The following is a 26,162-nucleotide window of genomic DNA, read 5'->3' as shown; positions in this document are numbered from 1 at the left end:
ATAATCCGGCCAAACCAATTGTCAGGGTAGTTTCATGGACCGCTTGTTTGAATTTGTTGTTAATCACTACATTCTGGTGTCGCTGTTTGTGGCGTTCCTGCTGGCCATCATCGTGCTGGAATCGCGCCGGGGTGGTGCCAAGATCTCGGCCCAGGGCGCGGTTACGCTGATCAACAAGGATGAAGCGGTGGTGTTGGACATCCGCGATCGCAAAGACTTCAACGAAGGCCGCATTACCGGCTCGGTGAATATTCCGCTTAACAGTCTTAAAAGCCGCGTTAACGAGTTGAGCAAGCACAAGGAAAAACAGATTATCGTTGTCGACAAGATGGGCCAGCACGCCGCCATGGCGGTCAAGCAGCTCAATGCCGAGGGCTTCAGTAATGTGGTGCGTCTGAATGGTGGTATTACCGACTGGAAGGCCAGCAACCTGCCACTTGTGAAAAAGTAACAGGGCTTGATCTGAGTGGCGATCTGACGCACTGTTTCACATTACCATTCGGAACCTGGCAGTAGACTGTTCCGGCAGACGACGACATAACAACGGGCCTGGCCCCATAATACGAGAACGAAAGGACTGATCATGGCTGAGAATCAGCAAGCCGCAGGCAACGACAACCAGAACCAACCACAGTTTGCCCTTCAGCGCATCTATGTGAAGGACCTGTCTTTTGAATCGCCCAACTCTCCGCTGGTTTTTCAGGAGCAGTGGAAGCCCCAGGTAAACCTGGATCTGAACACCTCCCATAACAAGATCAGCGACAACCAGTATGAAGTGGTTCTGTCCCTGACCGTAACGGCCAAGGTCGGTGAGAAGGTGGCGTACATCGTCGAAATCCAGCAGGGCGGCGTATTCATGATCTCCGGCATTGAAGGCCCGCAGCTTGGCCAGATGCTCGGCGCCTACTGCCCGACGATTCTGTTCCCCTATGCCCGCGAAGCGATTGACGGCATTGTGAACAAGGGCAGCTTCCCGGCCCTGATGCTGGCTCCGGTTAACTTCGACGCGATCTATGCCCAGGCGCTCAAGCGCAAGCAGGAAGAAGCGGCGGGTGAAGCCAAGGAAGAGCAGACTCACTAAGCGCTGCTGCTCAACGAAAAAAACCGGCTTCGGCCGGTTTTTTTGTGGGTGATTACCCGGGATAGGTCAGATCGAGCCCTCAAACCCAAGTTGCCGCCAGGCCTCATAAACCACCAGGGCGGCGGTATTGGAAAGGTTGAGGCTGCGACTTTCCGGACGCATGGGTACCCGAAGACGGTGTTCGGCGGGTAGCCCGTTGCGCACGTCTTCCGGCAGGCCCCGGGTTTCCGGCCCGAACATCAGGTAGTCACCGTCCCGGAACACTACCTCGTGGTAATGGCGACTTCCTTTGGTGGTGAGACCGAACAGCCGCGAAGGCTGCTCGGTGGCCAGAAAGCTGTCGTAATCCGGATGGATCTTTACCGTAGCGTATTCGCTGTAATCCAGCCCGGCACGCCGCATCTGCTTGTCCTCAAGGGAGAATCCCAGGGGTTCAATCAGGTGCAGCTGGCAGCCAGTGTTGGCGCAGAGCCGGATGATATTGCCGGTGTTCGGCGGTATCTCCGGCTCGTACAGGACCACGTGCAGCATCAGCGCTCAACGGCCAGGGCCACACCCATACCACCGCCAATACACAGCGTGGCCAGACCTTTCTTGGCATCGCGGCGGGTCATTTCGTGCAGCAGGCTGACCAGAATACGGCAACCGGAAGCGCCAATCGGGTGCCCCAGGGCAATGGCACCGCCGTTCACGTTTACCTTGGCGGTGTCCCAGCCCAGGTCCCGATTAACGGAAATTGCCTGGGCGGCGAAGGCCTCATTGGCTTCGATCAGGTCCAGGTCATCAACAGTCCAGCCCGCCCGCTCCAGGCAGCGCTGGCTGGCCGGAATCGGGCCGGTGCCCATGATGGTAGGGTCCACGCCGGCATTGGCGTGGGCTTTGATGGTTGCCAGCGGGGTCAGGCCCAGCTCTTTCGCCTTGTCTGCGCTGCACACCATCACCACGGCAGCGCCGTCGTTCAGGGAGGAAGCGTTGCCGGCAGTTACCGAGCCGTCTTTCTTGAAGGCCGGGCGCAGTTTGCCCAGGCTGTCGCCGGTGACGCCGTCGCGGGGGCACTCATCCTTGTCCACCACCAGTGGGTCGCCTTTGCGCTGGGGAATGGTGACAGGAACAATCTGGCTGTCAAAGTAGCCGGCCTTTTGCGCAGCGACGGCTTTCTGCTGGGATGCGGCGGCAAAGGCATCCTGCTCGTCCCGGGTGATGCCGTATTTCTCGACGATGTTCTCAGCGGTGATACCCATGTGATAATCGTTGAAGGCATCCCACAGGCCGTCGGTGATCATGGTGTCGATCATGCTCCAGTTGCCCATGCGTTGACCGTTGCGGCTGTTGGGCAGTACGTGGGGCGCCTGGCTCATGCTTTCCTGACCGCCGGCCAGGATCATCTCGGCATCGCCGCACTGGATGGCCTGAACCGCCATGTGCACGGCTTTCAGGCCGGAGCCACAGACCTTGTTGATGGTGATGGCTGGCACGGAAGCTGGCAGGCCAGCATTGATGGCAGACTGTCGGGCCGGGTTCTGGCCGCAGCCGGCGGTGAGTACCTGGCCGAGGATAACCTCATTGATCTGGTCGCCGGCGACACCGGTTTCTTCCATCACGGCCTTGATCACGGCCGTACCCAGCTGGTCTGCACGCAGGCTGGACAGACCACCACCGAAGCTGCCGATGGCGGTGCGTTTGGCGGCAACAATAACAACATCACGCATGAGAACTCTCCGTTAATCTGGGCACCTGGTTGGGTGGCGCCCGTTTATAAGAATGGCAGGCATTGTAGCGGTAAAGCGCTTGCCGGCCAAAACAACGAAGGTCGGGGTTGTTCTGGTGCGGGTGATCACATATTCAGGCTGCGGCCGCCATCCACCGACAGTATCTGGCCGGTGATAAACGGCGCGTCGCATACCAGGTAGGCAATGGCACCGGCAATGTCGGCGGGGTTGCCGGTGCGGGTCAGGGGCGTTTTATCGAGAATGGCCTGCTGGTGGGCTGCGTCCACGGCTGATTCGCCTTCCGGCCAGAGGATGGCGCCTGGCGACACGCCATTTACCCGAACATCCGGCGCCAGATCTTTGGCCCAGGAGCGGGTTAGGGCTGCCAGTCCCGCCTTGCTGGCGCAGTAAAGGGGGTGGTCCTTCAGTGGTTTCTCACTGTAGATGTCGATCATGTTGACCACACTGCCGGAGGCCGCTTTTAGCGCAGGCAAACATTGCTGAAGCAGGAAGAAGGGGGCTTTCAGGTTGGCGCCCAGTATCGTGTCCCAGTCCTGTTCGGAGGCATCTTCGGTGGGGTTGGGGTAAAACACGGAAGCGTTATTGACCAGCGCATTCAACTGCCCCCAATGCGCGCAGGCCTGTTCCGCCAGTTGCCGGAGCTGGTTCATGTCGGTGAGATCGGCGTGGTAACACACGGCGGATTCCGGGCGCTGTTGGTTCAGCTTGTCGGCCAGTGCGCGGGCCTGTTTTTGACGGCCACGGTAATGAATCACAACATTCCAGCCGCGAGCGTGCAGGGTTTCTGCTGTGTGGGCGCCCAGGCGATGGGCTGCGCCGGTGATCAGGGCGACGGGGTGGGGCATGGGGTATTTTTCCTTATTCCGGTAAGTGCAGTGCCTCAGTAATACGGGCTACGCGCTCTTTCCGGATTGCTTCGCCTAGAGCTTTGCCCTGAATGCCTTTTTGCAGGAACGGGTGAGGGGTTACGCTCTGGGCCCGATGAGCGGCCAGTTCCAGTTGCTGAATTAAATGGTCGGGTTCGCTCTGAAGGGTGCAGGCGAGGGTACCCAGCAAAACGCCGAAACGATCGGGCCGGCGCCAGAAATCGGCTGTGTCCAGAAGCTCCATTGCGAGTTCCGGTGTCAGCCGGGTTTCAGGCGAGGCTCCGTTCAACTGAGCCATGAACAGGCAGGCCAGGTGGGTCAGTTCCCGACAGTCGTTGGGGCTTTTCATGGCTTTAGCCCTGGCAACGGCGTCTGGCTCGGGCACGCCACTGAGCAGGGCCGCGTAATGCTGGGCGGTAGACCCCTGTTTGCGGTGGATGCACTGCAGGGCGCTGAGACCCTGGCGGAAAGCCTGTTCATCGGTCAATTCAGGGATCAGCACCTTCAGGGCGCCGAGCTCCCGGAGCACATCGAAGAACACGCCTGGAGCCTGTTCATGCAATGCCCTCTGAACTTCCTGCCACACCCGCTCCGGTACCAGGTCTCCGAGTTCGCCACTGGTGACCATCTGCCGCATCAGCGCCATGGTCTCCCGGCAGATGCTGAACCCGAGTGGCTGCAGGCGCGCGGCGAAGCGGGCGGTGCGAAGGATGCGCAGGGGATCTTCGGCGAAGGCTTCAGACACATGGCGAAGCTTTTTCTTTTCCAGGTCTGCATGGCCGTTGAACGGGTCCACCAGGTCGCCGCTCTCGGTTTCTGCCATGGCGTTGATGGTCAGGTCACGGCGGCGAAGATCGTCTTCCAGGGAGACATCCGGTGCACTGTAAACGCTGAAACCGTGGTACCCGCGCCCCTGCTTGCGCTCGGTCCGGGCCAGGGCGTATTCCTCGCCGGTGTCCGGATGCAGGAAAACCGGAAAATCCGCCCCTACCTGTTTGAAGCCTCGCTGGAGCATGTCTTCTGGGGTGGCACCAACCACTACCCAGTCCCGGTCTTTAACGCCCAGGCCGAGCAGCTTGTCGCGGACAGCGCCGCCCACCAGATAGGTTTGCATAATGCAGTTTGTTCCTGATTGCCAATTCATCGGTAACCGCGATTATCCGGCCACGACCGTCCAGAGGCAAACAGGCAGCGTGAAATAAGAAAGCCCGGGCTGCGCAGGGCAGACCGGGCTTTTGCGGCCGGGGGCGTCGGCTTAGAAGGAGGTGCCGAGTTCCAGGGCTGCGCCGACATCGGCGCTGCTGTACAGGGCGCCGATATCCACGCGAACACCAATGATGTTCAGGCCAAGACCCGCGGTGAACTGAGTGTCTTCCTCGATGCCGTCGTTGTCGTCGTTACTGGCCAGATTGTGGCGAACACCTGCGCGCAGCTGGGCGTAACGCCAGGCGTCGAATTCCGCGCCCAGGGCCAGCCACTGGGTATCGTCTTCATACCCGAAGGCTTCTTTCTTGGTCAGGTCCACTTCTGCCGTGATTACGTGGTAGTCGCTCTTGTGGGCGATACCCACAGTGACCATCGGGTTGAGTTCGAGGGTGTATTTTTCTTCGGTCGGATGATTCTGGGCCGAATCCAGTTCCATCGGGATCAGGTTTTTGACGACGACGCCGGCGTTCCACTGGTTTTCAGCACCGAAGGCATAGGCAGCACCGATATCCAGGTTGAAGCCGCTTTTGTCAGTTTCGTATTCGTCACTGTCGAAATCATCATCCTCGAAGTCTGAGATTTCTTCGGTGTACTGGAAGGTTTGTAGTTGCACGTATTTGGGGGAGACGCCAAGCTGCAATGCGTGGCCATTAGAAAGCATAAACGAGTGAGCGATGCTGATCCCGGCTTCTGCTACTGCAGACGCCAGGATTCTGCCTCGTGAATTCAGCTCTGCATCAAGATCTGTAGTGGCGGGCGGGCGAACGCCATTAGCGATGTCATTTAGAAGGTCAAGATCGTTTTCGTCCAGTTCACCGCGCACAGTCGCTGTCAGATTGGCGTTGGCGAAGAAGCCAAAGGACAAGGAATTTGAGGGGATAGCAAGGCCAAGTCCCAAGCCTGCATTGGCACGCATGGTGTCGCGGTCAAAGGCTTCCAGGTTGTCTACGAGTTGCCGTGCTTTGGCTTGGGCATCGGCTTGATTGGAAAACTTTAGGTCCTCAAACTGCTCGATCTGGTCCTGGATATCATCAACCTGATCAATCACCTCTTCCTCATCGGCCGCACGCGCATTCACAGACGGCAGCATCAGGCCGAAATCGTCTGCCCAGCCGTGCTGTTCAGCAGCCATCATGGCCGGGTTGGCACTCGGTGCAGCAGAGGGATGGGCAACGGCGACGCCGGTTCCGCCCATGGCGAAGGAGCGGGCAGACATAAAGGCTTGCGGGCTTGCCAGTGCAGACGTGGTGGCAACAGACAGGCCGATGGCCAGGGACAGTTTGCTGAGGCGGTTTGCTTTCATGGGCGGTCCTGAGTTGGTTTTATTGCATGAACAAATCATTAAGTGTCTGAAAGGTTAGACCAGTTTATTTCGTGACGCAGCGCACAACCGGTAACGGTTTGTTCTGTATGTGTAAACAAAGGCAGCTTTTTGCCGCCTGCATGGGCAAAGAGTTGCGCTGAATAATCGAAACCGTCCAAAGATCATTGGTTTGTCGAATGTGGCGTGATTCTTTCATGGTTCTGGTGAAAGTGTTTTCCGGAGACAAGATAATGACGTTGCGCTGGATCCTTGTTCCTGTTCTGGCATTTGCCGTGGCCGCCTGTGCGCCGGTAGGCAGCTACCGGAACGATCAGGCCAGGACCGAAACCTTTGAGCCCATTACGGTTCGGGTCAGTGGTTTTGGTACTTATGAGAATGTTCAGGCCGACCGGGTCAATACCCGCAAGCGGTTACTGGCTCGAAGGGCTTCACAGCTGGATGCCTACCGGAATCTGGCAGAGCGGGTCTACGGTACCGTGATCTACGGCAGTTCCACGGTGAATGACTTCGTTCTGCAGAACGACAGTTTCCGCACCTATGTGGACAGCTACATTCGCGGCGCCCGGATGGTGGCGGTGAATGAGCATAGCGATGGCGTGGTGGAAACGGTGATGGAGCTGCGCCTGGAGCCAAGGTTTCGGGAATGTGTGGCGAAGGTGGCGGACGATCAGGTGCAGGATGTCTGTGCCATTCCCATGCCCAGGCGGAATGATCGTGTAGGGGATGTTGAGGCCCGTCGCACAGATTCACTGTACTACCTGGATTAGGTCTGTTGATGAACGCCGTGATTGAACCGGTATCGTTCCGGTGGGTTGAATTGCCATGATGAGATCAATGCTTCTGTTCTGGGTGCTGAGCTTGTGTACCGGCCTTGCCCAAGGCGTGGTCCTTGAAGGCGTGGGGCATGCCAATATCCGGGAGAATAATCTCGATCAGGCCCGCACTGAGGCGCGTCAGGCCGCGATGCGCGACCTTGCGCTGCAATATCAGGCCAGGGTCAGCACCCGGGATACCATGGAGAACGGTCAGCTTGTGGGCTCTCATACCGAGCTGTCGGCCATGGCCCAGGTTCGCAATGCCACGATTGTGGATGAGTACCGAAGTGGCAATCTGCTGCGGGTGATTGTCCGGGCAGAGATGTCGGATGCCAAAGGCAAGGCTGGCAGCTGCAAGGCCGGGCAGGCATCCGGTTTGCGTAAACGGGTGGCGGTAACCGCGTTCCCGATCACCCGTCCGGAGCAGGGTGGCGGTGCGGCCCTGGATGACGCCGGCGAACAGTTGCCGCGGGAACTGGTGGCTCGCTTGCAACAACAGGGGCAATTGCAGGTGCTGGGGGCGACATCGTTACAGCTGTTCAGCAACCTGCCGGATGCGCCCACGTCTCAGAAAAACCCGGCCAGCAATCAGCTGACGAATGTGGTTCAGCTGGCCCGGGAACTGGGGGCTCAGTTTGTGGTGGCAGGTGTGATTCGGGATATTGGCCTGGCCGACCCCGGCGTCTGGGGCAGCTCAATTCTGGATCGCATGCAGCGAGGTATCGGAATGGCCGACACCTCGCGCCGGTTTGAGGCCGAAGTGATGGTGTTTGATGGCTTCAGCGGTTCCCCGGTCTTCCGGCAGCGGTTTGAAACCTCGGCACGGTGGCAGCCGGATGGCAGTGGTACCGGAGGTTTTGCCTCGGCGGGCTTTGAAGGTTCCGAGTGGGGGCAGGCGGTTGAAGGTGTCATTGCCGAGATGACCGCCGCCGTCAACAATGCTCTGGCCTGTCAGCCATTCATGGCCCGGATAACCCGTGTGGACGGCAACCGGGTGACCCTCGCCTCCGGCGCAACGGCGGGGCTGCGACCGGGGGATGAACTCGATCTGTACCGCAGCCAGCGGTACTTTGATTCATTGGACGGTACGCCCGAACTGTCAGATACCGGGGTGACGCTGACACTGGACAACGTGCATCCGGATTTCAGTAACGGACGAATCCCCACGGAAGGTGGCCTGATCAACGTTCAGCGCGATGACCTGGCCATTATCTGGTAAGTCTCAGGCGGCCTCGGCCGCCGCAATATCCCGGATCTTGCCGACCATGGCCCGCAGGCCGTTGCCCCGGGTCGGGGAAATATGGCGGAACAGATCCAGCTGCTCGAACAGCTCATCGATATCGGTGGCCAGCAGCTCTCGAGGCGTCTTGCCGTTCAGGGCCACCAGAATTATGGCGGCCAGGCCGCGCACAATCATGGCATCGGAATCGATCAGCAGGAACAGTTTGCCGCTGTCCTCATCGTAACGATGAATCAGCCATACCTGGCTCTGACAGCCGTGGACGTAGTTTTCTTCAACTCGCTCATCATCGGGAAAACCTGGCAGTTGCTTGCCCAGGTCGATGATGTAGGCGTAGCGTTCTTCCCAGTCGTCCAGAAACTCAAACGCATCCAGAACGTCTTCAAGGGTGGTGTCTTTGCCCAGGGGATTGTTCAGAAATTGTTCCTTGCTGGCGGTCATAGCATTCCCAGTTCAAGTTTGGCTTCGTCGGTGAGCATATCGTTGTTCCAGGGCGGATCAAAGGTCAGCTCAACGGTAACCTTGTCCACATTAGGTACATGCTCCACCTTGCGCTTCACATCGTCGGTGATTACCGGCCCCATGCCGCAGCCAGCCGCGGTCAGGGTCATTTTGATGTAAACGTGATTGCCGTCTTCTGTGCCGTTCTCAATCCGGCATTCGTAAATCAGACCCAGGTTGACTACGTCCACCGGGATTTCCGGGTCGTAGCAGTTACGCAGCGCTTCCCATACCTGGTTTTCGTTGATGGTGCCGTCTTCCGGGGTCTCGAAGCTGCTTTCCAGCGGCTGCTTGCCCAGGGCATCGGCGTCGTGGCCTTCAATGCGGGCAAGATTGCCGTTGACCGCCACGGTGAAACTACCGCCGAGGGATTGGGTAATGGTCACAAAGGTGTCTGACGGAATCATGATTTCCGTTCCGGCAGGTACCAGGCGGGCTTCCACTTCGCGTTTGGTCAGGACGACTTCGCGTTCTTGCATGTTTGATCAGTCCTATCTTTGTGCTTTACGCCACCGTGAAGCTTTCACCACAGCCGCACTCAGCGGTGGCGTTGGGGTTGCGGAAGCGGAACAGGGAGTTCACACCCTCGGTGACAAAGTCGATTTCGATGCCGTTCACCAGTGGCAGGTGTTCCTGCTTTACGAACACATCCACGCCGTCGATGGTAAAAATACGGTCATCGGATTCCGGTGTTTCTACCCACTGGGTTTCGTACTTGAAACCGGAACAGCCACTTTTTTTGATGGCCAGGCGAATGCCTTTGGCTTCCGGTTTCTTGTCCAGTTGTTTGCGAACGTGTTTGACCGCCGTCGGGGTCATGGTCACGTTCACATCGCTTGGGGTGAAGACTTCGGCTGTCATGTTTCCACCTCCTCAGGCAAACAGGCGCTGGATCTTTTGCAGGCCGGTAAACAGTTTCTCGACCTCTTCCAGCGTATTGTAGAACGCAAACGAAGCCCGGGCTGTACCGGGTACTCCGTAGAAATCCATCAATGGCATGGCGCAATGGTGGCCGGTGCGGATGGCGATGCCTTGCTGGTCCAGCAGGGTGCCGATGTCGCTTGGGTGCAGGCCGGCAATCTTGAACGACATCACCGGTACCTTCTTGGCGGCGGTACCGATGATCTCCATGCCTGGCACGGTTTCGACCAATTCATTGGCCCGGCGCAGCAAGGCATCCTCTGCTGCTTCCATGGCCTTTCGGTTCAGCGAGTTCAGATAATCGATGGCGGCGCCCAGGCCCACTGCTTCGGCAATAGCCGGGGTTCCGGCCTCGAATTTGTAGGGCAACACATTCCAGGTGGTTCGCTCGAACGATACCCGCTCAATCATTTCGCCACCGCCCTGATAAGGCGGCATTTCTTCCAGCAGTTCGGCTCGGCCATAAAGTACGCCAATGCCCGTGGGCCCGAACAGCTTGTGGGAAGAGAATGCATAGAAATCACAGCCCAGAGCCTGAACGTCCGGCTGGAAGTGGGGCACCGCCTGGGCGCCATCCACCAGGGTCAGTACCCCCTGTTTTTTCGCCTGTTCGATCAGGGGCGCTATTGGGTTGACGGTGCCCAGCGCGTTGGATACGTGGGTGATCGCCAGCACCCGGGTGCGCTCGTTCAGCAGGCTGTTGAACGAATCCAGGTCCAGCTCGCCTTGCGGTGTCACCTGGATGGGCACAACCCTGGCGCCGGTGCGCTCGGCCACCATCTGCCAGGGCACAATGTTGGCGTGGTGTTCCATGTGGCTGACCAGAATCTCATCGCCGGCTTTCAGGCGCGGGGCCAGGCCATTGGCCACCAGGTTGATGGCTTCCGTGGTGCCTCGGGTCCAGATGATTTCTCGGGTGCTGGAAGCGTTCAGAAATTGGCGCACGGTTTCCCGGGCGCCTTCAAACGCAGCCGTCGCACGATCACCCAGGGTATGGGCGCCACGGTGCACATTGGAGTGCATCTCGCGGTAATAGCGATCCATGGCATCCAGTACAGACTGTGGCTTTTGCGCCGACGCGCCGTTGTCCAGATACACCAGCGGCTTCCCGTTGATCTCCTGATTGAGAATCGGGAAGTCACGGCGAATGGCTTGCACATCAAACACCATTGACTGGGTGTTGTTTGCCATGGACAGATCAGTCATGCCCCTCAGGCCTCCTGAAAGGTTTGCTCAAAGAAATCACTTAACCGCGCCTGGGCGGTTTCACGCACGGCTTCCACTGGAATCTGTTGCACCAGTTCGTTAATGAACGCCATGGTGAGCAGAACATTGGCCTGCCGGCGGCCGATCCCGCGCGATACCAGGTAGAACACGGAAGTCTCGTCCAGCTGACCGATGGTGGCGCCGTGCGCACACTTCACATCGTCGGCGTAGATTTCCAGTTCCGGTTTGGTGTCAATCTCTGCTCCGTTGGACAGCAGCAGGTTCTTGTTGTTCATATCCGCATTGGATTTCTGGGCGTCCTGGTGGATATGAATCCGGCCGTTGAACACGGCATGGGACTGGTCGGCTGCAATATTGCGATAGGTCTCTTCGCTGTTGCAGTGGGCCGCGACATGGTCAATAGACGTGTGGTTGTCGTAGTGCTGTTTGCCCTGGGTAACCACCACGCCATTGAGCTTGGTTTCCGCACCTTCGCCTTCAAGCCGCACCTGCAGATCGTGCCGGCGCAGGGGGCCGCCAAAACCAACGCAATGGCTCTCGAAGCGCGAGCTGCGTTGTTGCAGTACCCCGGTAGCGCCAATGTGCTGAACATTCTCGCCTTCCATGTTCAGGCGGATGCTGGTGACGTTGGCGCCATCGGCCAGATTGAATTCGGTTACTGTGCTGACCAAGGCGGATGCTTCACCACTGGAGGTGTACTCCTCTACCAGGGTCAGCTGGCTGTTGGCGCCGGCTTCCACGTAGATACGTGGATAGGCGGAGCCGCTGGCGTCAGCGCTGGTTTCATGGATGATGAATAGCGGCTGATCCAGCACCGCGCCGGGTTTCAGGCGAATGAACAGGCCATCTTCGAAGCGCGCCCCGTTCAGGCGGGCAAACTGAGCCTGATCGTGATTCAGGGTGCTGCCGAGCTTTGCAGACAGGGCTTCAGCTTCGTCGTTAGCCAGATCGTTGAAGCTCAGGATCTCGATACCGTCGAGATCCGGATACTCGCTGGCTTCAGGAATCATCACGCCGTTGATGAAAACCACTTTGTAGCCGGGCACAGCAAGACTGTTGCCGGTCTTGCCTTCGGCCGGTAGGGAAATGGCCATATCGTCGGCCAGCTTCAGGTACTTGCTGGAGTACTTCCAGTTCTCGGTCTTGCGAGTAGGCAGCGGCATATCCACCAGCGCGCTGGCCCGCTCCTTGCGCAGCGCCAGCAACGGCTCCGGCAGGGATTCCCCGGCCGGGTGCAGGAAGGCACTGGAAAGCATGGGTACAGATTTCATTCCACGGCCTCCTGATCAGTTGCTGGTGTCGTCGTCTTTAATGCCCAGCCAGCCGTAACCTTTTTCTTCCAGTTCCAGGGCCAGTTCACGACCGCCCGACTTGATGATCTTGCCACCAGCCAGTACGTGCACATAATCCGGAACAATGTGGTTCAGCAGGCGCTGGTAGTGAGTGACCATCAGAATGGCGCGGTCTTCCGAGCGCAGAGCATTCACGCCATCGGAAACCACTTTCAGGGCGTCGATGTCCAGGCCGGAATCGGTTTCATCCAGAATGGCCAGTTTCGGCTGCAGCAGCAGGGCCTGCATGATCTCGTTACGTTTCTTCTCGCCACCGGAGAAGCCTTCGTTCACGCCGCGTTTCAGGAAGGCCGGGTCCAGGTCTACCTGTTTGGAGACTTCCTTGGCCAGCTTCATGAACTCAGCAGCGTTCATCTCATCCTGGCCCTTGTGCTTGCGCATGGCGTTGACGGCGGTGCGCAGGAACTGCAGGTTGCTCACGCCCGGGATTTCCACCGGGTACTGGAAGGCCAGGAAGATGCCTTCGCGGGCGCGTTCTTCGGTTTCCAGATCCAGGAGGTTGTCTCCGTTCAGGGTGACTTCGCCCTCGGTGACTTCAAATGCGTCGTTGCCTGCCAGAACCTGTGACAGGGTACTCTTACCGGAACCGTTCGGGCCCATGATGGCGTGAACTTCCCCGGCCTTGATCTCCAGGTTAATGCCCTTGAGGATTTCTTTGCCCTCAACGGAAGCGTGCAGGTTTTTGATACTCAGCATTTGCAGATGTCTCTCTATATCCTGAATTTCGATCTATAAATTCGTACCCTTCGATGCCCCCAATAACGTTCGGGACAGTGAGCGGGGGAGCTTTCCGGGATCGTCAAAATCAGGGATGATTTTGTCGAGCGTACAGGGATGTATTTACAGCGTATCCCGGAAAGCTCCCCCGCTCGCTGGCCTCCTCCGAGGCCAGCGGGGCATAGCGTTTAACCAACGGACCCTTCAAGGCTGACTTCCAGCAGCTTGCCAGCTTCAACCGCAAACTCCATCGGCAGCTCCTTGAACACCTCCTTACAGAAGCCGTTCACAATCATGGACACTGCCTGCTCCGGGTCGATACCGCGCTGGCGGCACAGGAACATTTGCTCGTCGCTGACCTTGGAAGTGGTCGCCTCGTGTTCCACGATCGCCGACTTGTTCTTGCTCTCGATATACGGGAAGGTGTGCGCGCCGCAGCGGTCGCCGATCAGCAGCGAATCACACTGGGTAAAGTTACGCGCGCCCTCTGCGCCCGGGCCGAATTTCACCAGGCCACGGTAGGCGTTGGAGCTCTTGCCGGCGGAAATGCCCTTGGAGATGATGGTGCTCCGGGTATTCTTGCCCAGATGGATCATCTTGGTGCCAGTGTCCGCCTGCTGGAAGTTGTGGGTCAGCGCAACAGAGTAGAATTCGCCAACACTGTTCTCACCGCGCAGCACACAACTCGGGTACTTCCAGGTGACGGCGGAGCCGGTTTCAACCTGGGTCCAGGAAATCTTGGAGTTCTTGCCGATGCAGGCGCCACGCTTGGTCACGAAGTTATAGATACCACCCTTGCCGTTTTCATCGCCCGGGTACCAGTTCTGTACGGTGGAGTATTTGATCTGGGCATCGTCCAGAGCCACAAGCTCAACCACGGCCGCGTGCAGCTGGTTCTCGTCGCGCATCGGTGCGGTACAGCCTTCCAGGTAGCTCACGTAGCTGCCTTCGTCGGCGATAATCAGGGTGCGTTCGAACTGGCCGGTGTTGGCGGCGTTGATGCGGAAGTAGGTGGACAGCTCCATAGGGCAACGCACACCCTTGGGCACGTACACAAAGGTGCCGTCAGAAAACACCGCCGAATTCAGGCCCGCAAAGAAGTTGTCGCCGTGGGGAACCACGGTGCCCAGGTATTTCTGGACCAGTTCGGGGTAATCACGAACGGCTTCGGAAATCGAACAGAAGATCACGCCGGCTTTGGCCAGAGGCTCTTTGAAGGTGGTCGCCACGGAGACGGAATCAAAGACTGCATCCACGGCAACGCCGGCCAGTTTTTCGCGCTCGTGCAGGGGAATGCCTAATTTTTCGTAGGTTTTCAGCAGCTCCGGATCCACTTCATCCAGGCTTTGTGGCATATCCTCTTTGCGCTTGGGCGCGGAATAGTAGGAAATCGAGTTGTAGTCGACTTTCGGGTAGCCGACATGAGCCCAGTCTGGCTCTTCCATTTCCAGCCAGCGACGATAGGCTTTGAGGCGCCACTCCAGCATCCATTCCGGCTCTTTCTTGATGGCGGAAAGGCGGGCAATGACGTCTTCGTTCAGGCCGGGTTCGAACGTGTCGGCTTCGATTTCTGTCACAAAACCGTGTTCGTATTCCCGTTTGATCAGCTCTTTCACCTCGTTGTCGGTGGTCGCCATGATCGTCGCTCCGTAATTCTCTCATCCAGGGCTTGCGCCCTTTGTGTCATCGGCAGCCCTTGGGCTGGCGGATGGGTGTATTCGGTTTGCTGATGTCGCAGTGGTCGCTCTCTCCGTGAGTACGCCCTGCAATCGGTTTTTGGATGACGGGAAGGGCTGCTGGCCGGTTTCCCGTTGCTTCTGGCGAGCGATTATACAATACCAGAGTAAAATAGTCAGGTATTAAATCGGTTGTGTAGGGATTATACCTTAATCGGCCTTTGGGGCACTAAGGGGGCGTACAGATTGCCCCCTCGAGTTTAACGGCCGGCGTTTTCGGGAAAAATCTTGGTCAGATAGGTGAAGTCCAGTTTTTCCGGCACGTTCGCGGGTTTAGGAATTTTGACGATGTGGCCGCTGCCTGGTGCGCACTCCATGGCCTCGCCGTGGCGGTTTTCCATGGTGTTGGCAGAGAATCGCAGGTTGCCGGCCGGGGTGATGAGCTCCAGCTGGTCGCCGGGGGCGAATTTATTTTTTACGTCGATGGTGAGCCACCGCTCATCCGCGTCGGCAATGGTGCCTACCACCTGCTGGGTGCCGAGATACGAGGAGCCCTGTTCGTAGGTCTGGTATTCCTGGGGCACGTGCCGGCGTAGGAAGCCTTCGGTGTAGCCGCGGTTCGATAGGGCTTCGAGTTCGTCCATCATGTGCATGTCGAAGGGTTTGCCGGCGAGAGCGTCGTCGATGGCTTTCCGGTATACCTGGGTGGTGCGGGCTACGTAGTAGGTGCTTTTGGTGCGACCTTCGATTTTCAGGGAGTGGACGCCCATCTTGACCAGTTCCGCCACGTGCTGGACGGCGCGCAGGTCTTTGGAGTTCATGATGTAGGTGCCGTGTTCGTCTTCGTAGGCCGGGATGAAGCCGCCGGGGCGATTGGGTTCTTCCAGCAGGATTTCTTTGGGCTCGCAGGTTTCCACCGCATCTGCAGAGGTGGCGATCAGATCGCCAGTCTGGTCATGGCTGTGCTGGACTTCTTTATAGTTCCAGCGGCAGGCGTTGGTGCAGGCGCCCTGGTTGGCGTCTCGATGGTTCATGTAGCCAGACAGCAAGCAGCGGCCGGAGTAGGCCATGCACAGGGCGCCGTGTACAAACACTTCCAGTTCCATCGCGGGGACTTTTTCGCGGATTTCGCGGATTTCCTCCAGGCCCAGTTCCCGGGACAGGATCACTCGGCTGATGCCCTGGCGGCGCCAGAATTCCACGGTGGCCCAGTTGACAGCGTTGGCCTGAACCGACAGGTGGATGGGCTGATCCGGCCATTTCTCCCTTACCAGCATGATGAGGCCGGGGTCAGACATGATCAGGGCGTCGGGTTTCTGTTCAATGACCGGCTCCAGGTCTCTCAGGTAGCTGCGCACTTTATTGTTATGGGGTGCAATGTTGGAGACCAGATAGAACTGTTTTCCCAGTTCGTGTGCTCGTTCAATGCCGGCGCCCAGGGCTGCAACGTCTTTGAAACTGTTGTTCCTTACTCTCAGCGAATATCTCGGCTGGCCGGCGTAGACGGCGTCTGCGCCATAGGCGAAGGCAGTTTCAAGGTGTTCGGGGGTGCCGGCGGGAGCAAGCAGTTCCGGGGTGGTCATGGTGTCTCCGGGTATCAACTGAAAAGCGGATGGATGCAGGTAGGGCATTCTGAAAGCGGGCATTGTGCCGCAAATAATCCACTGCGCCATTGATCTTGCTCAAAGGTCGTATTGATTGATTTCGGCTAACATGTGTACGCTGATGGAGTTGGCAGTTTGGGCCAGGACGATAGGCAGGAGGAACCAGCATGGCATCAGAGCCATTAAGGCCTGAAAATTCAAAGCGTTCGCTGAGTATGAGGGTCAGCAAGCTGATCCGGATTCAGTTGGAGCGAGGGAAAGTAGGTGTTGAGACGGTGGCCGGGCAGTTGAATATGAGCCGGTATACGTTGCACAAGAAGTTGCGCCAGGAGGGGCTGACGTTTGCGGCTCTGCTGGAGCAGGTTCGCCGGGAGCAGGCGATCACCTATATGAAAGATAAATCCAAGCCGCTGGTGGAAATTGCCGAGCAGCTCGGATTTTCGGAATTGAGCGCCTTCAGCCGGGCGTTCAAGCGCTGGATGGGAACGCCGCCGGCTGAATACCGCTCGCTTCGCTTGTCCTGATCAGACTTTCTTGAAGATCAGGGTGGCGTTGGTGCCGCCAAAGCCGAAGCTGTTGCTCATTACCAGGTTCAGATTCTGGTTGTCCATGCGTTCACGCACGATCGGGTAGCCTTCGGCGCCTTCGTCCAGGGTCTGGATGTTGGCGGACGGGGCAATAAAGCTCTCCCGCTGCATGATCAGGCTGTAAATGGCCTCATGTACGCCTGCGGCACCCAGTGCGTGGCCACACAGAGGTTTGGTGGAGCTCAGTGGCGGGATCTTGTCGCCAAAGGTTTCCTTGAGCGCTTTCAGTTCGGTTACATCACCTGCCGGCGTGCTGGTGCCGTGGGTGTTGATGTAGTTGATCTCGCCGTCGATGTTGGCCATGGCCTGCTTCATGCATCGAATGGCGCCTTCACCGCTGGGTGCAACCATGTCAGCGCCGTCGGAGGTGGCGCCAAAGCCGACCAGTTCCGCCAGAATGGTGGCACCGCGGGCTTCTGCGTGTTCCAGGGATTCCAGTATCAGCGTACCGCCGCCACCGGAAATCACGAAACCGTCACGGTCGGCGTCATAGGTGCGCGAGGCCTGTTCCGGCGTGTCGTTGTACTTGGTGGACAATGCGCCCATGGCGTCGAACATCAGGCTCAGGGTCCAGTGGATGTCTTCCCCGCCGCCGGCCAGCATTACGTCCTGGCGGCCGAGGGCGATCTGATCGGCGGCGTGCCCGATGCAGTGGGCGCTGGTGGCGCAGGCAGAAGTGATGCCGTAGTTGATGCCGGTAATGCCAAAGGCGGTGGTGATGGATGCGTTGATGGCGCTACCCATGGTGCGGGGTACCCGGTACGGGCCCACCCGGCGAAGGCCTTTGTCGCGGTGAGTGTCGATGGCATCCAGCAGTTCGACGGTGGAAGCACCACCAGTACCAAATACGGCGCCGGTGGTGTTTGCACGCAGCTGTTCGTCGGTCAGGCCAGCCTGCTCAATGGCCTCTTTGGCGGCCAGGTAGCAGTAGCCGGCGGCCGGGCTCATAAAGCGCCAGATCTTGCGGTCGATCAGTTCTGACAGGTTCAGGTCGATCTTGCCGGCGACGTGGCTGCGCAGGCCGTTGTCCCGGGCTTCTTCGCTGAAGGCAATGCCAGAACGGGATTCGCGAAGTGACTGGGCCACTTCTTTCTGGTTGGTTCCAAGGCTGGAGACGATCCCCATGCCGGTAACTACAACGCGACGCATTGTGCTAACTCCTAAAAGTCATCAGTCGATGTGAACAGGCCGACCCGAAGGTCTTTGGCGGTGTAGATTTCCCGCCCGTCCACTTCCATACGGGCATCTGCGATGGCCATGGTCAGTTTGCGGCGAATCAACCGCTTGATATCCAGATAGTAGGTGACCTTTTTGTTTTCCGGCAAAACCTGTCCGAAAAACTTCACCTCTCCGGCCCCCAGGGCACGCCCCTTGCCTTCACCGCCACTCCAGGCCAGGAAGAAGCCAACCAGCTGCCACATGGCATCCAGGCCGAGGCAGCCGGGCATTACCGGGTCGCCCTCAAAATGCACTTTGAAAAACCAGAGATCCGGGTTGATATCCAGTTCCGCCACCAGGCTGCCTTTGCCATATTCGCCGTCATCGGCTCCGATGTGGGTAATACGGTCGACCATCAGCATTTCGTCGATGGGCAGGCGCATGGCGCCCGGGAACAGCTGGCCGTGGCCGCAGCGGATCAGGTCTTCTTTGTCAAAGTGATCAGGATACATGTTGCCTGTGTCTCTGTTGCAAAATGATTTCTTCTACTTTAGCGCCTGTTCTGGGAACGGCTATTGACCTTTAGTGGATGATTGCCGCCCAGAAGTTCCCCGGACCCGCAGCCAGAGCCGGTTGATGGTCATCAAGGCTAATTTTTGTCCGGTTTGATACTTTCGTCGAATCTGTGAAGTTCGCCATATTTGGGAGGGCCTATGTCTGCGGATGAGGAATTCATCGATGGACAAATCCGGTTCGAGGCGGGTCGGGTATTGGTACACCTGGAACGGTTGCTGGAACATCCTCCGGAGGCTGTCTGGAATATGCTGACCGATTCGGTGCATTTGGCCAACTGGTTGGCTGCCGGGTCTCTGGAGGCTCGTGAAGGTGGCCGGGTTCAGCTGGATTTTGGCAACAGTGGCATGCCAATCGACTGTACCATTACCGCCTGCCGGCCTCACCGGCTGTTGTCCTACTCCTGGAGTTCCGGCGATGCCCCCGAGCGGCCGCTGACCTGGGAATTGCTGCGGGAAGGAGTCTGTACCCGGCTTTGCCTGACGCTGTCGTTACCGGACGATGAGGTGGTGCCCATTGCCTGCGCCGGCTGGGATGCCCATCTGGAAATGCTGATGGCGGCACTGGAAGGTATCAGCATTCACTTTCCGGCTGCCCGGTTCCGTGCGGCGCGCTCCCATTTTGAAAAGCTGCTAAAAGAGAAGCTGGCGGCTTAAAATCCTGTCGCTGAAAACAGAAAGGCCGGCTCGGTTACGCCCCGAGCCGGCCTTTTGTATCTGCAACCGGATCAGCCTTCGCGCCCGTCGGGCCGGGGGCTGGCCAGAATGCCAGTGTAACGTACGAGAAACAGGCCATAGGCCAGTATCCACAGCAGGGTGCTGGTGCCAATGCCGGGGTGCCAGGGTATCAGGTTCAAGGCAGTCAACACTCGAACAACCGCAGCCAGTTGTATGGCTACAAACGCGAGAACCATGCCCTTTGGCAGCACCAGAGGGCGGCCGGTGTGGCCCAGTGACACGCGAGCAATCACGCCCAGAATCAGGCAGCCGATGGCGCCGGTACCGGCGGCATGGCTCCAGGCATTGGTTGGCCATCCGGCCACCAAAGAGCCTGCCAGCAGGATCAGTGCAACCGGCACCCAGAGAATGGACAGGTGCAGAATCCAGAGCAAGGGATCTTTGCGCACCAGCCAGCCTTTCCAGTTATACAGGCGCACCAGCATCAACGATGCAGCAACCACAGCAATGACGGCGGTGACGGTTTGCCAGCCCGTCACCAGGGATGCCATCAGCAGGATCATGGAGAACAGTGCCGCCATATCCAGTGCCGGAATCATCTTGACTGCCTCGGCATTGCCGCCTCGTTGGCGAAGCCATCCGGCTGAGAACGCAGGGGTAATCCGGCCTCCGATGATGCTGATCAGCGCCATGGCCATGATCAGTGCTCCGTAGCTGAACGCCATATCCAGGCGGGTAACAAAGCCGATCTGCATCAGCCAGAGCAGTCCGAGGACAAGCAGAATCATCAGCTGCCGCTTCTGACGGGCCTTCCACACTCGCCAGCCGGCATCGATCATCACCAGGGGCAGGAACGCCAGATTTACGCCCTGTACCAGCCAGTCCGGCAGGTTGCCGCCAAAGGCCAGCAACAGGCGACCGGCCAGCCAGACGCCCCAGAGACCTGCAAGCAGTGCACCGTGGGTTCGGTTGGTCTGAGTCCAGACGCACACGGCGGTGAGCAGAAAGCCTGCGATGGCGGCAGACAAAAAGCCGAACAGCATTTCATGCTGGTGCCAGAACAGGGCGGGCAGGGCCAGTGGCAGTTGAACCACGCCGGTGACTTCCAAGACCCATACCGGGATGGCAACAATGGCCAGTACCGTCATGGACAGGAAAAAAATCCGGAAAGGATAGGAAAAGAGTTGGCTGAGGCTGGCAGACGCCCGTTCAGGGGAAGTCGGTATGGCCTGCATAGATGTCTCCCACATACATGTATTCTGAGTATATGTTAAACCTTCGCGCCTGTATTAACCATACCTGCTTGGGGGTAGTTTGCGTACAATGGCCGCAACCCGTTTGTTAACAAAGGAACTTCCATGACGTCGTACATGATCCTGAAGCACCTGCACATGACCACCGCCTACCTGACCATCACGCTGTTTGCCCTGCGGCTACTGCTTGATGCGGTCGGGCGACCAGGCTGGCGCCAGACGCCGCTACGGTTCATTCCCCACATCAATGACACCATCCTTCTGGTCGCGGCCATTGCGCTGGTGTTTGTGGCCGGTTATGCCTCTGCCATGCCCGGTTGGCTGATCACCAAGATCGTGTTGTTGTTCGGTTACATCATTGCCGGGGTGTTTGCGCTGAAAACCACTGTGGGCAAGCACGCACGCATTGTGGCGGCGGTACTTGCCCTGGTGCAGGTGACGGCTATTTTCCATCTGGCCATGGCCAAGCCATTCTGAATCAGCGTTTCTCGCTGACCTGCTTCGTCAGTTCCTGCAGCTGTTCCTGTACAGCCCGGAGCTGACGGGCAATCTCATCCCGCTCATCGTGGGCCTTCTGGGCCTGTTTGGCGTTCTGCTCCTCGCTCATTACCTCCAATATCGCCCCGATCATCATGTTCAGGAACACAAAGGCCGTCAGGAAGATAAAGGTCAGGTAGTACAACCAGCTCATGGGATAGTCTTCCATGGTGGCATACATCACGTCGGTCCAGTCCTCAAAGGTGGCAACCCGGAACAGCGTGAGCATGGCGATGGCGACATCACCCCAAAGCGTTTCGTCGACGCTGGCAAAGAACATGGAACCCATGGCAGCGTAGATGTAGAAGATGATGAACATCAGCAGGGCAATGTAGCCCATGCGTGGAATGGCTTTCAGTAACGAGTTGATCAGAAAGCGCAGCTCGGGCACCACTGATACCAGTCGAAGCACCCGGAATACCCGCAGTAAACGGCCCAGCAGCACCGCCTCGGAATTGTCCAGAGGGATCAGGCTGCCGATCACCACGATGGTGTCGAACAGGTTCCAGCCATCCATGAGAAAGCGCCGTTTGAGGGGGCAGGCGGCGAACCGGAACAGGATTTCCACCAGAAAGAACAGGGTAATGGCGTTGTCCATCACCGACAGGCTCTGTTCCACCAGAGGTGGCAGATCATAGGTTTTGGCGCCGATGGTCAGGGCAGACAGAATAATGATGGCGATAACAACAGTCTGAAACACCTTGCTCGATTCAATGCGCTTGAGCTGGGCAAAACTGCTGGCGGGATTCATGTCCATGGACATCTCGTCGGCTCCGGGAGAATTGAAACGCGGCAATTCTAAAGCTCCGGAGCCGGCGGTGGTAGGCCTGTGATCTGAGTTTAATCGACCAGGTGGAGGATTTGCTGCCACTCGGCATCGCTGACCGGCATGACCGAGAGTCGGCTGCCTCTGCGTACCAGAGCCAGTTCACTGAGCTCCGGCATGGCTTTGAGTGTGTCCAGGGAGATCAATGCCGGCAGTTTCCGTTCAAACTGCAGGTCGACCGCTTGCCAACGAGGCTTCTCCGCAGTGCTTTTCGGGTCGTAGTAGGGAGACTCCGGGTTGAACTGGCTCGGGTCCGGGTAGGCGCACTTCACCACGCGAACAATACCGGCAATGCCTATGCGCTTGCAGCTGGAGTGATAGATAAAGACCAGATCTCCCACCTGCATCTTTGCCAGGAAGTTGCGGGCCTGGTAATTGCGCACACCATCCCAGGGAATAACACCCTCAGGCTGACGGGCAAAATCATCAATGCCGCATTCAGAGGGTTCGGTTTTAACCAGCCATTTTGCCACCATCGCGACTCCACTCGATCATTGTCGGGCCAGTATACAAAAAAGCCCCGCAGGCGGGGCATAAAGCACGAAACGGTGGCCGGGGCATTTACCCGTGTTGGTCGGAGTTCCGCATGGCGGCATCTGCTACCGGATGACGGTTCATGGGATAGAACAACTGCGGGGAGGCCAGTTCCGGCAGATCGGTCTGCTCGGTCTGGGCCGCCCATTCCACCCGTTCCGCCTTGCGGATGGCGTAGTGCATCCAGGCCAGGGCTGCCGCCACAATGGCGAACATCAGCATGAAGCAGCTTTGCCAGATGCCGGTTATGTCGTTCAGCACGCCGAAGGTAAGCGGCAGAATGAAACCACCTATGCCCCCGATCATTCCTACCACGCCGCCGACGGCCCCCACATGCATCGGGTAATACACCGGAATGTGTTTGTAGACGGCCGCCTTACCGAGCGACATGAAAAAACCGAGGATAAAGGTGAGCACCATGAACATGGGCAGGCTCATGGCCAGCGTGAAATGGATATCCCCTTCGATGCCATGTACCACATAGCGGGTTGGTGGATAGCTCAGCAGGAAGGTACAGACTGCTGAGGCAATAAACGTCCAGTACATCACGCGTCTGGCGCCGTAGCGGTCCGACAGCCAGCCCCCGAGGACGCGGAACAGGGATGCCGGGATGGTATAGAGCGCGGCGATCATGCCGGCGGTTTTGATGTCCAGGCCATAAACGCCGATCAGGTAATGGGGTAGCCAGAGGGCCAGGGCAACAAAGGCGCCGAACACAAAAAAATAGTACAGGGCAAAGCGCCACACCCGAAGTTCCCGGAGCGGTGCCATCTGTTCGGCAAACGATTTCTGTTCGGCGCTGCGGCGTTGTTCGGCCAGCGGGTCGGTTTTTGCCAGTAACAGGAAGGCAATGCCCATGATGGCCAGCACCGTGGCGTATATCTGCGCGGTTTTCTCCCAGCCGAAGGCTACCAGCAAAAACGGGGCGCCGAAGTTGGTCACAGCAGAACCGACGTTGCCGGCGCCGAAAATCCCCAGTGCGGTGCCCTGTTTAGCCGGTTCAAACCAGGCCGCAGTATAGGCCACCCCGACAATGAAAGCGCCGCCGGCCAGGCCCACCCCGAGGGCCCCGACCAGCATCATGGCGTAGGTTGTAGCAAAGGTCAGCAGATACACGCAGGCCGACGTGGTCAGCATCAGGATGCCGAACACCCAGCGCCCGCCATAACGGTCGGTCCAGATGCCCAGGAATAAACGGCTGATGGAGCCGGTAAGAATCGGCGTGGCCATCAGCAAGCCCAGTTGGGTATCGGACAGCGCCAACTCTTCACTGATGCGAATGCCGATGATGGAAAAGATGGTCCAGACGGCAAAACACAGGGTGAAGGCGAAGGTCGAAAGGCCCAGCGCCCGATATTGCTGAGCTTTTGCGGGCGTGCTCGTCATGGTCTCTCCTGGCCAGATAACTCTCCTCTGAAACCATACCAAAAAGCCGGATTTCTGGGCCGACGCATTAGAGGTACCTCCTGCTGGGTGCAAAGGGGGTAGGTCAATGGTCACTATCCCGGGAAAGGTGATATTCCGGGGCTTTCTCTGGTGGGGTACGCGAGTTCAGGCTTGATCAAGATCAATTATGGCAGCTGGGTGCTATGGGGTAATGCTGACTGATATCAACTCGAATGCCTCCGTCTTGGGGGGTGTGATACCGGGAGAACCCCATGAACATCATGATTGCCTACGACGGTTCCCGAAACGCGAAACTGGCGCTGGCCCAGACCATCACCATGTTTCGGCGGCTGGAGCCAAAAATCACGCTGGTTGCGGTGGCAGAAAACCCCCGCGACATCACCTCTGGTAATGAAGACCTGTTTCAGGAAGAAGTGAGCGAGCTGAAACAGCATCTGAAAGATGCGCTGGAAGTGTGCGAAAGCGAGCAGGTGAGTGCTGAAAGCCTGATGCTTGAAGGCGACGCCCGCAAGAGCCTGTTGTTTGCGGCCGAGAAAAAGGTACGGCCAGACATGCTGGTCATCGCACGCCACAGTCATGAGCCCGATGGCGGCTTCATTGCCCGATCACTGACCTATTTCGTGGACGAACTGGATTACATGACCTTCGGCAGCGTCAGCTCCTTCCTGGCGCGCCGGATCCAATGCCCACTTCTGATTCTGCCCAGTCGTTGATGGCCGGGATTACCTGTTTCCATTGTCTTAGCCCCGGGAGGCTGAAATGAAAGTCGCTGACGTATTCCGCGTCCGCAATCCTGAAATCAGGGCACTACACCTGACCTGGATTGCCTTCTTTATTACATTCTATGTCTGGTTCAACATGGCGCCACTGGCGTCCAGCATGCTCAAAAGCGTGGACTGGTTGACCAAGGACGACCTGCGCCTGTTTGCCATCTGTAACGTGGCGCTGACGATTCCTGCCCGCATCATCGTGGGTATGGCGCTGGACCGCTTCGGACCGCGGCGGGTATTTTCGGTGCTGATGGTGGTGATGGCCATACCGGCACTGGTGTTTGCTTTCGGTAACACCATGTCTCAGTTGCTGGTCAGTCGCCTGGTGCTGAGCTCCATCGGTGCCAGCTTTGTGGTTGGTATCCATATGACGGCCATGTGGTTCAAGCCGAAGGACATAGGCTTTGCAGAGGGCTTTTATGCGGGCTGGGGCAACTTTGGTTCTGCTGCGGCGGCCATGTCACTGCCAACCATTGCCATTACCATGTACGGCGGTGAAGACGGCTGGCGTTGGGCCATCGCCCAGAGCGCCATCGTGATGGCGGCATACGGCGTCTACTACTGGTTCGCGATTACCGACGGCCCTGCTGGTACCGTGCATCGTAAACCCCGTAAGGCCGTGGCACTGGAAGTCAGCACCTGGGGTGATATGGCCAAGCTGATCCTGTGGACCATTCCTTTGGTCGGGGTATTGGCTATTCTGGTGTGGCGTATCCAGAACATGGGGTACCTGTCTGCCACCGGGGCCGCTATCTGCTACGCGGTAATCTTCGCCATTGTCTGCTATCAGATTGTTCAGATACTGCGGGTAAACGTACCCATCCTGAAGAAAGGCGTGCCTGAGGACGACAAATACCCGTTCAACAGTGTGGCTGCCCTGAACAGCACCTATTTCGCCAACTTCGGCGCGGAACTCGCCGTGGTCTCCATGCTGCCGATGTTTTTCGAAGAGACCTGGAGTCTGAGCGCAACGGCAGCGGGGCTGATTGCGGCTTCTTTCGCCTTCGTGAACTTGATGGCGCGTCCGATGGGCGGCCTGGTATCTGACCGCATGGGGAACCGCCGCTTCGTGATGCTCAGCTACATGTTCGGTATTGCGGTAGGCTTCGGACTGATGGGCCTGCTGGATTCCAACTGGCCGCTGATCGTGGCTGTGGCAATCACTGTGTTCACATCCTTCTTCGTACAGGGGGCAGAAGGCGCCACCTTTGGCATCATCCCATCTATCAAGCGCCGGTTAACCGGTCAGATATCCGGTATGGCAGGGGCTTATGGCAACGTCGGTGCGGTGGTCTACCTGACCATCTTCACCTTCGTTACCCCGACCCAGTTCTTCTTCATCATTGCCGCTGGAGCCTTTGTTAGCTGGATACTGTGCATTATGTGGCTGAAGGAACCCGAGAGCGGCTTCTCTGAGGAATACCACGTGTCTTCTGTCGATCTGCAGATCGAAGAAGAGGAGCGCCAACGGTTGGCGGGCCAGACTGCACGGTAAAAACGTTCCCGCCACACCGGGAGCTGTGACAACCCGCCGCGGAGCAATCCCGGCGGGTTTTTTGTATGCTCGGAGGAAAGTGGTC

The 26,162-nt window shown here is 58.1% G+C and carries 28 protein-coding genes; 9 read left to right on the top strand and 19 right to left on the bottom strand.

Translation table 11 applies throughout. From position 1 onward, the window contains the following. Positions 1-34 precede the first annotated feature (34 nt). On the top strand, positions 35-451 hold the full coding sequence (locus Q674_RS28765) for a rhodanese-like domain-containing protein (RefSeq protein ID WP_023008631.1): 417 nt from the start codon (positions 35-37) through the stop codon (positions 449-451). A gap of 132 nt (positions 452-583) precedes the next feature. Next, positions 584-1,081 (top strand): protein-export chaperone SecB, encoded by a 498-nt coding sequence (gene secB / locus Q674_RS28760; RefSeq protein WP_014422523.1) that lies wholly within the window; start codon positions 584-586, stop codon positions 1,079-1,081. 66 nt (positions 1,082-1,147) lie between these two features. On the opposite strand, the gene trmL is transcribed toward secB, so the two are convergent. The 5 genes from trmL to traF form a co-directional block, all read right to left on the bottom strand. Beyond that, positions 1,148-1,612, bottom strand: a complete 465-nt coding sequence (gene trmL, locus Q674_RS28755; protein ID WP_022990802.1) for a tRNA (uridine(34)/cytosine(34)/5-carboxymethylaminomethyluridine(34)-2'-O)-methyltransferase TrmL — start codon at positions 1,610-1,612, stop codon at positions 1,148-1,150. Next, positions 1,612-2,790: an acetyl-CoA C-acetyltransferase gene (locus Q674_RS28750; RefSeq protein ID WP_023008630.1), complete on the bottom strand. Its 1,179-nt coding sequence runs from the start codon at positions 2,788-2,790 to the stop codon at positions 1,612-1,614. Before Q674_RS28750 ends, trmL begins: the two co-directional genes overlap by 1 nt. Positions 2,791-2,915: 125 nt before the next feature. Further along, a complete protein-coding gene (locus Q674_RS28745) occupies positions 2,916-3,656 on the bottom strand; it encodes a pteridine reductase (RefSeq protein WP_023008629.1) in 741 nt (246 codons plus the stop codon). Between the two features lie 13 nt (positions 3,657-3,669). Beyond that, entirely contained in the window at positions 3,670-4,791 is a 1,122-nt protein-coding gene (locus tag Q674_RS28740) for a CCA tRNA nucleotidyltransferase (RefSeq protein ID WP_023008628.1), read from the bottom strand. A 141-nt stretch (positions 4,792-4,932) separates the two neighbouring features. Further along, a complete protein-coding gene (gene traF / locus Q674_RS28735) occupies positions 4,933-6,186 on the bottom strand; it encodes a conjugal transfer protein TraF (protein WP_023008627.1) in 1,254 nt (417 codons plus the stop codon). A 251-nt stretch (positions 6,187-6,437) separates the two neighbouring features. Between traF and Q674_RS28730 the strand changes: the two genes are divergently transcribed. Both Q674_RS28730 and Q674_RS28725 read left to right on the top strand, forming a co-directional pair. Beyond that, complete coding sequence (locus tag Q674_RS28730; protein WP_031210035.1) at positions 6,438-6,974, top strand: LPP20 family lipoprotein; 537 nt, start codon at positions 6,438-6,440, stop codon at positions 6,972-6,974. A 55-nt stretch (positions 6,975-7,029) separates the two neighbouring features. Then, a complete protein-coding gene (locus Q674_RS28725; RefSeq protein ID WP_031210034.1) occupies positions 7,030-8,241 on the top strand; it encodes a flagellar assembly protein T N-terminal domain-containing protein in 1,212 nt (403 codons plus the stop codon). Positions 8,242-8,244: 3 nt separating this feature from the next. Here Q674_RS28725 and Q674_RS28720 read toward each other — a convergent pair whose 3' ends face one another. The 8 genes from Q674_RS28720 to yegQ all read right to left on the bottom strand — a co-directional run bounded on the left by Q674_RS28720 (position 8,245) and on the right by yegQ (position 16,239). Next, complete coding sequence (locus Q674_RS28720; RefSeq protein ID WP_023008624.1) at positions 8,245-8,703, bottom strand: SufE family protein; 459 nt, start codon at positions 8,701-8,703, stop codon at positions 8,245-8,247. Next, the gene (gene sufT / locus Q674_RS28715) at positions 8,700-9,242 is read right to left on the bottom strand and encodes a putative Fe-S cluster assembly protein SufT (protein ID WP_022990808.1); all 543 of its coding nucleotides are present in this window, start codon (positions 9,240-9,242) and stop codon (positions 8,700-8,702) included. Before sufT ends, Q674_RS28720 begins: the two co-directional genes overlap by 4 nt. A 25-nt stretch (positions 9,243-9,267) precedes the next feature. Beyond that, on the bottom strand, positions 9,268-9,624 hold the full coding sequence (locus tag Q674_RS28710; protein WP_011786597.1) for a HesB/IscA family protein: 357 nt from the start codon (positions 9,622-9,624) through the stop codon (positions 9,268-9,270). Between the two features lie 12 nt (positions 9,625-9,636). After that, positions 9,637-10,890, bottom strand: coding sequence for an aminotransferase class V-fold PLP-dependent enzyme (locus Q674_RS28705; protein WP_011786596.1), 1,254 nt, complete (start codon positions 10,888-10,890; stop codon positions 9,637-9,639). A gap of 5 nt (positions 10,891-10,895) precedes the next feature. Further along, positions 10,896-12,182, bottom strand: coding sequence for a Fe-S cluster assembly protein SufD (sufD, locus tag Q674_RS28700; protein WP_011786595.1), 1,287 nt, complete (start codon positions 12,180-12,182; stop codon positions 10,896-10,898). Positions 12,183-12,197: 15 nt separating this feature from the next. Then, positions 12,198-12,959, bottom strand: coding sequence for a Fe-S cluster assembly ATPase SufC (gene sufC, locus Q674_RS28695; protein WP_011786594.1), 762 nt, complete (start codon positions 12,957-12,959; stop codon positions 12,198-12,200). A 209-nt stretch (positions 12,960-13,168) separates the two neighbouring features. Then, positions 13,169-14,617 (bottom strand): Fe-S cluster assembly protein SufB, encoded by a 1,449-nt coding sequence (sufB, locus tag Q674_RS28690; RefSeq protein WP_023008623.1) that lies wholly within the window; start codon positions 14,615-14,617, stop codon positions 13,169-13,171. 299 nt (positions 14,618-14,916) lie between these two features. Beyond that, on the bottom strand, positions 14,917-16,239 hold the full coding sequence (yegQ, locus tag Q674_RS28685) for a tRNA 5-hydroxyuridine modification protein YegQ (protein WP_023008622.1): 1,323 nt from the start codon (positions 16,237-16,239) through the stop codon (positions 14,917-14,919). 188 nt (positions 16,240-16,427) lie between these two features. On the opposite strand from yegQ, the gene Q674_RS28680 reads away from it, so the two are divergent. Continuing rightward, a complete protein-coding gene (locus tag Q674_RS28680) occupies positions 16,428-16,784 on the top strand; it encodes a helix-turn-helix domain-containing protein (protein WP_023008621.1) in 357 nt (118 codons plus the stop codon). On the opposite strand, the gene fabB is transcribed toward Q674_RS28680, so the two are convergent. Both fabB and fabA read right to left on the bottom strand, forming a co-directional pair. Next, positions 16,785-17,996, bottom strand: coding sequence for a beta-ketoacyl-ACP synthase I (gene fabB, locus Q674_RS28675; RefSeq protein ID WP_014422508.1), 1,212 nt, complete (start codon positions 17,994-17,996; stop codon positions 16,785-16,787). Positions 17,997-18,007: 11 nt separating this feature from the next. After that, positions 18,008-18,517 carry a bifunctional 3-hydroxydecanoyl-ACP dehydratase/trans-2-decenoyl-ACP isomerase gene (gene fabA / locus Q674_RS28670; protein ID WP_011786589.1) on the bottom strand — a complete coding sequence of 170 codons (510 nt, stop codon included), beginning with the start codon at positions 18,515-18,517 and terminating at the stop codon, positions 18,008-18,010. Between the two features lie 201 nt (positions 18,518-18,718). On the opposite strand from fabA, the gene Q674_RS28665 reads away from it, so the two are divergent. Continuing rightward, positions 18,719-19,234, top strand: a complete 516-nt coding sequence (locus tag Q674_RS28665; RefSeq protein ID WP_023008620.1) for an SRPBCC family protein — start codon at positions 18,719-18,721, stop codon at positions 19,232-19,234. A 71-nt stretch (positions 19,235-19,305) separates the two neighbouring features. Here the strand turns inward: Q674_RS28665 and Q674_RS28660 are convergent, their stop codons facing one another. Further along, positions 19,306-20,490, bottom strand: coding sequence for an NnrS family protein (locus Q674_RS28660; RefSeq protein WP_031210031.1), 1,185 nt, complete (start codon positions 20,488-20,490; stop codon positions 19,306-19,308). Between the two features lie 123 nt (positions 20,491-20,613). Between Q674_RS28660 and Q674_RS28655 the strand changes: the two genes are divergently transcribed. Continuing rightward, positions 20,614-20,985: a SirB2 family protein gene (locus tag Q674_RS28655; protein ID WP_023008618.1), complete on the top strand. Its 372-nt coding sequence runs from the start codon at positions 20,614-20,616 to the stop codon at positions 20,983-20,985. A 1-nt stretch (position 20,986) separates the two neighbouring features. On the opposite strand, the gene Q674_RS28650 is transcribed toward Q674_RS28655, so the two are convergent. From Q674_RS28650 to Q674_RS28640, 3 genes are all read right to left on the bottom strand, one after another. Further along, positions 20,987-21,808 (bottom strand): ion transporter, encoded by an 822-nt coding sequence (locus Q674_RS28650; RefSeq protein ID WP_014422504.1) that lies wholly within the window; start codon positions 21,806-21,808, stop codon positions 20,987-20,989. 77 nt (positions 21,809-21,885) lie between these two features. Continuing rightward, a complete protein-coding gene (locus Q674_RS28645) occupies positions 21,886-22,347 on the bottom strand; it encodes an EVE domain-containing protein (protein WP_023008617.1) in 462 nt (153 codons plus the stop codon). 85 nt (positions 22,348-22,432) lie between these two features. Then, entirely contained in the window at positions 22,433-23,791 is a 1,359-nt protein-coding gene (locus Q674_RS28640; RefSeq protein ID WP_023008616.1) for an MFS transporter, read from the bottom strand. Between the two features lie 272 nt (positions 23,792-24,063). On the opposite strand from Q674_RS28640, the gene Q674_RS28635 reads away from it, so the two are divergent. After that, on the top strand, positions 24,064-24,525 hold the full coding sequence (locus tag Q674_RS28635; RefSeq protein WP_023008615.1) for a universal stress protein: 462 nt from the start codon (positions 24,064-24,066) through the stop codon (positions 24,523-24,525). A gap of 46 nt (positions 24,526-24,571) precedes the next feature. Beyond that, complete coding sequence (locus Q674_RS28630) at positions 24,572-26,077, top strand: MFS transporter (protein WP_023008614.1); 1,506 nt, start codon at positions 24,572-24,574, stop codon at positions 26,075-26,077. The last annotated feature ends 85 nt before the right edge of the window (positions 26,078-26,162 follow it).

This window comes from Marinobacter sp. EVN1, from assembly GCF_000475375.1.
Taxonomy (GTDB): domain Bacteria; phylum Pseudomonadota; class Gammaproteobacteria; order Pseudomonadales; family Oleiphilaceae; genus Marinobacter; species Marinobacter nauticus.
The sequence above is the reverse complement of the archived record's forward strand: the minus strand, read 5'-3'. Positions and strand labels throughout refer to the sequence as shown.

Bases quoted from the DNA above. Each gene is read 5' to 3' on its own strand.
- Q674_RS28655 (WP_023008618.1), top strand. From the start codon at position 20,614: ATGACGTCGTACATGATCCTGAAGCACCTGCACATGACCACCGCCTAC.
- Q674_RS28710 (WP_011786597.1), bottom strand. From the start codon at position 9,624: ATGACAGCCGAAGTCTTCACCCCAAGCGATGTGAACGTGACCATGACC.
- secB (WP_014422523.1), top strand. From the start codon at position 584: ATGGCTGAGAATCAGCAAGCCGCAGGCAACGACAACCAGAACCAACCA.
- Q674_RS28635 (WP_023008615.1), top strand. From the start codon at position 24,064: ATGAACATCATGATTGCCTACGACGGTTCCCGAAACGCGAAACTGGCG.
- Q674_RS28720 (WP_023008624.1), bottom strand. From the start codon at position 8,703: ATGACCGCCAGCAAGGAACAATTTCTGAACAATCCCCTGGGCAAAGAC.
- sufC (WP_011786594.1), bottom strand. From the start codon at position 12,959: ATGCTGAGTATCAAAAACCTGCACGCTTCCGTTGAGGGCAAAGAAATC.
- Q674_RS28750 (WP_023008630.1), bottom strand. From the start codon at position 2,790: ATGCGTGATGTTGTTATTGTTGCCGCCAAACGCACCGCCATCGGCAGC.
- Q674_RS28730 (WP_031210035.1), top strand. From the start codon at position 6,438: ATGACGTTGCGCTGGATCCTTGTTCCTGTTCTGGCATTTGCCGTGGCC.
- Q674_RS28640 (WP_023008616.1), bottom strand. From the start codon at position 23,791: ATGACGAGCACGCCCGCAAAAGCTCAGCAATATCGGGCGCTGGGCCTT.
- Q674_RS28680 (WP_023008621.1), top strand. From the start codon at position 16,428: ATGGCATCAGAGCCATTAAGGCCTGAAAATTCAAAGCGTTCGCTGAGT.
- Q674_RS28745 (WP_023008629.1), bottom strand. From the start codon at position 3,656: ATGCCCCACCCCGTCGCCCTGATCACCGGCGCAGCCCATCGCCTGGGC.
- sufB (WP_023008623.1), bottom strand. From the start codon at position 14,617: ATGGCGACCACCGACAACGAGGTGAAAGAGCTGATCAAACGGGAATAC.
- fabB (WP_014422508.1), bottom strand. From the start codon at position 17,996: ATGCGTCGCGTTGTAGTTACCGGCATGGGGATCGTCTCCAGCCTTGGA.
- trmL (WP_022990802.1), bottom strand. From the start codon at position 1,612: ATGCTGCACGTGGTCCTGTACGAGCCGGAGATACCGCCGAACACCGGC.
- sufT (WP_022990808.1), bottom strand. From the start codon at position 9,242: ATGCAAGAACGCGAAGTCGTCCTGACCAAACGCGAAGTGGAAGCCCGC.
- Q674_RS28645 (WP_023008617.1), bottom strand. From the start codon at position 22,347: ATGGTGGCAAAATGGCTGGTTAAAACCGAACCCTCTGAATGCGGCATT.
- Q674_RS28665 (WP_023008620.1), top strand. From the start codon at position 18,719: ATGTCTGCGGATGAGGAATTCATCGATGGACAAATCCGGTTCGAGGCG.
- yegQ (WP_023008622.1), bottom strand. From the start codon at position 16,239: ATGACCACCCCGGAACTGCTTGCTCCCGCCGGCACCCCCGAACACCTT.
- Q674_RS28725 (WP_031210034.1), top strand. From the start codon at position 7,030: ATGATGAGATCAATGCTTCTGTTCTGGGTGCTGAGCTTGTGTACCGGC.
- traF (WP_023008627.1), bottom strand. From the start codon at position 6,186: ATGAAAGCAAACCGCCTCAGCAAACTGTCCCTGGCCATCGGCCTGTCT.
- Q674_RS28630 (WP_023008614.1), top strand. From the start codon at position 24,572: ATGAAAGTCGCTGACGTATTCCGCGTCCGCAATCCTGAAATCAGGGCA.
- Q674_RS28740 (WP_023008628.1), bottom strand. From the start codon at position 4,791: ATGCAAACCTATCTGGTGGGCGGCGCTGTCCGCGACAAGCTGCTCGGC.
- Q674_RS28765 (WP_023008631.1), top strand. From the start codon at position 35: ATGGACCGCTTGTTTGAATTTGTTGTTAATCACTACATTCTGGTGTCG.
- fabA (WP_011786589.1), bottom strand. From the start codon at position 18,517: ATGTATCCTGATCACTTTGACAAAGAAGACCTGATCCGCTGCGGCCAC.
- sufD (WP_011786595.1), bottom strand. From the start codon at position 12,182: ATGAAATCTGTACCCATGCTTTCCAGTGCCTTCCTGCACCCGGCCGGG.
- Q674_RS28705 (WP_011786596.1), bottom strand. From the start codon at position 10,890: ATGACTGATCTGTCCATGGCAAACAACACCCAGTCAATGGTGTTTGAT.
- Q674_RS28650 (WP_014422504.1), bottom strand. From the start codon at position 21,808: ATGTCCATGGACATGAATCCCGCCAGCAGTTTTGCCCAGCTCAAGCGC.
- Q674_RS28660 (WP_031210031.1), bottom strand. From the start codon at position 20,490: ATGCAGGCCATACCGACTTCCCCTGAACGGGCGTCTGCCAGCCTCAGC.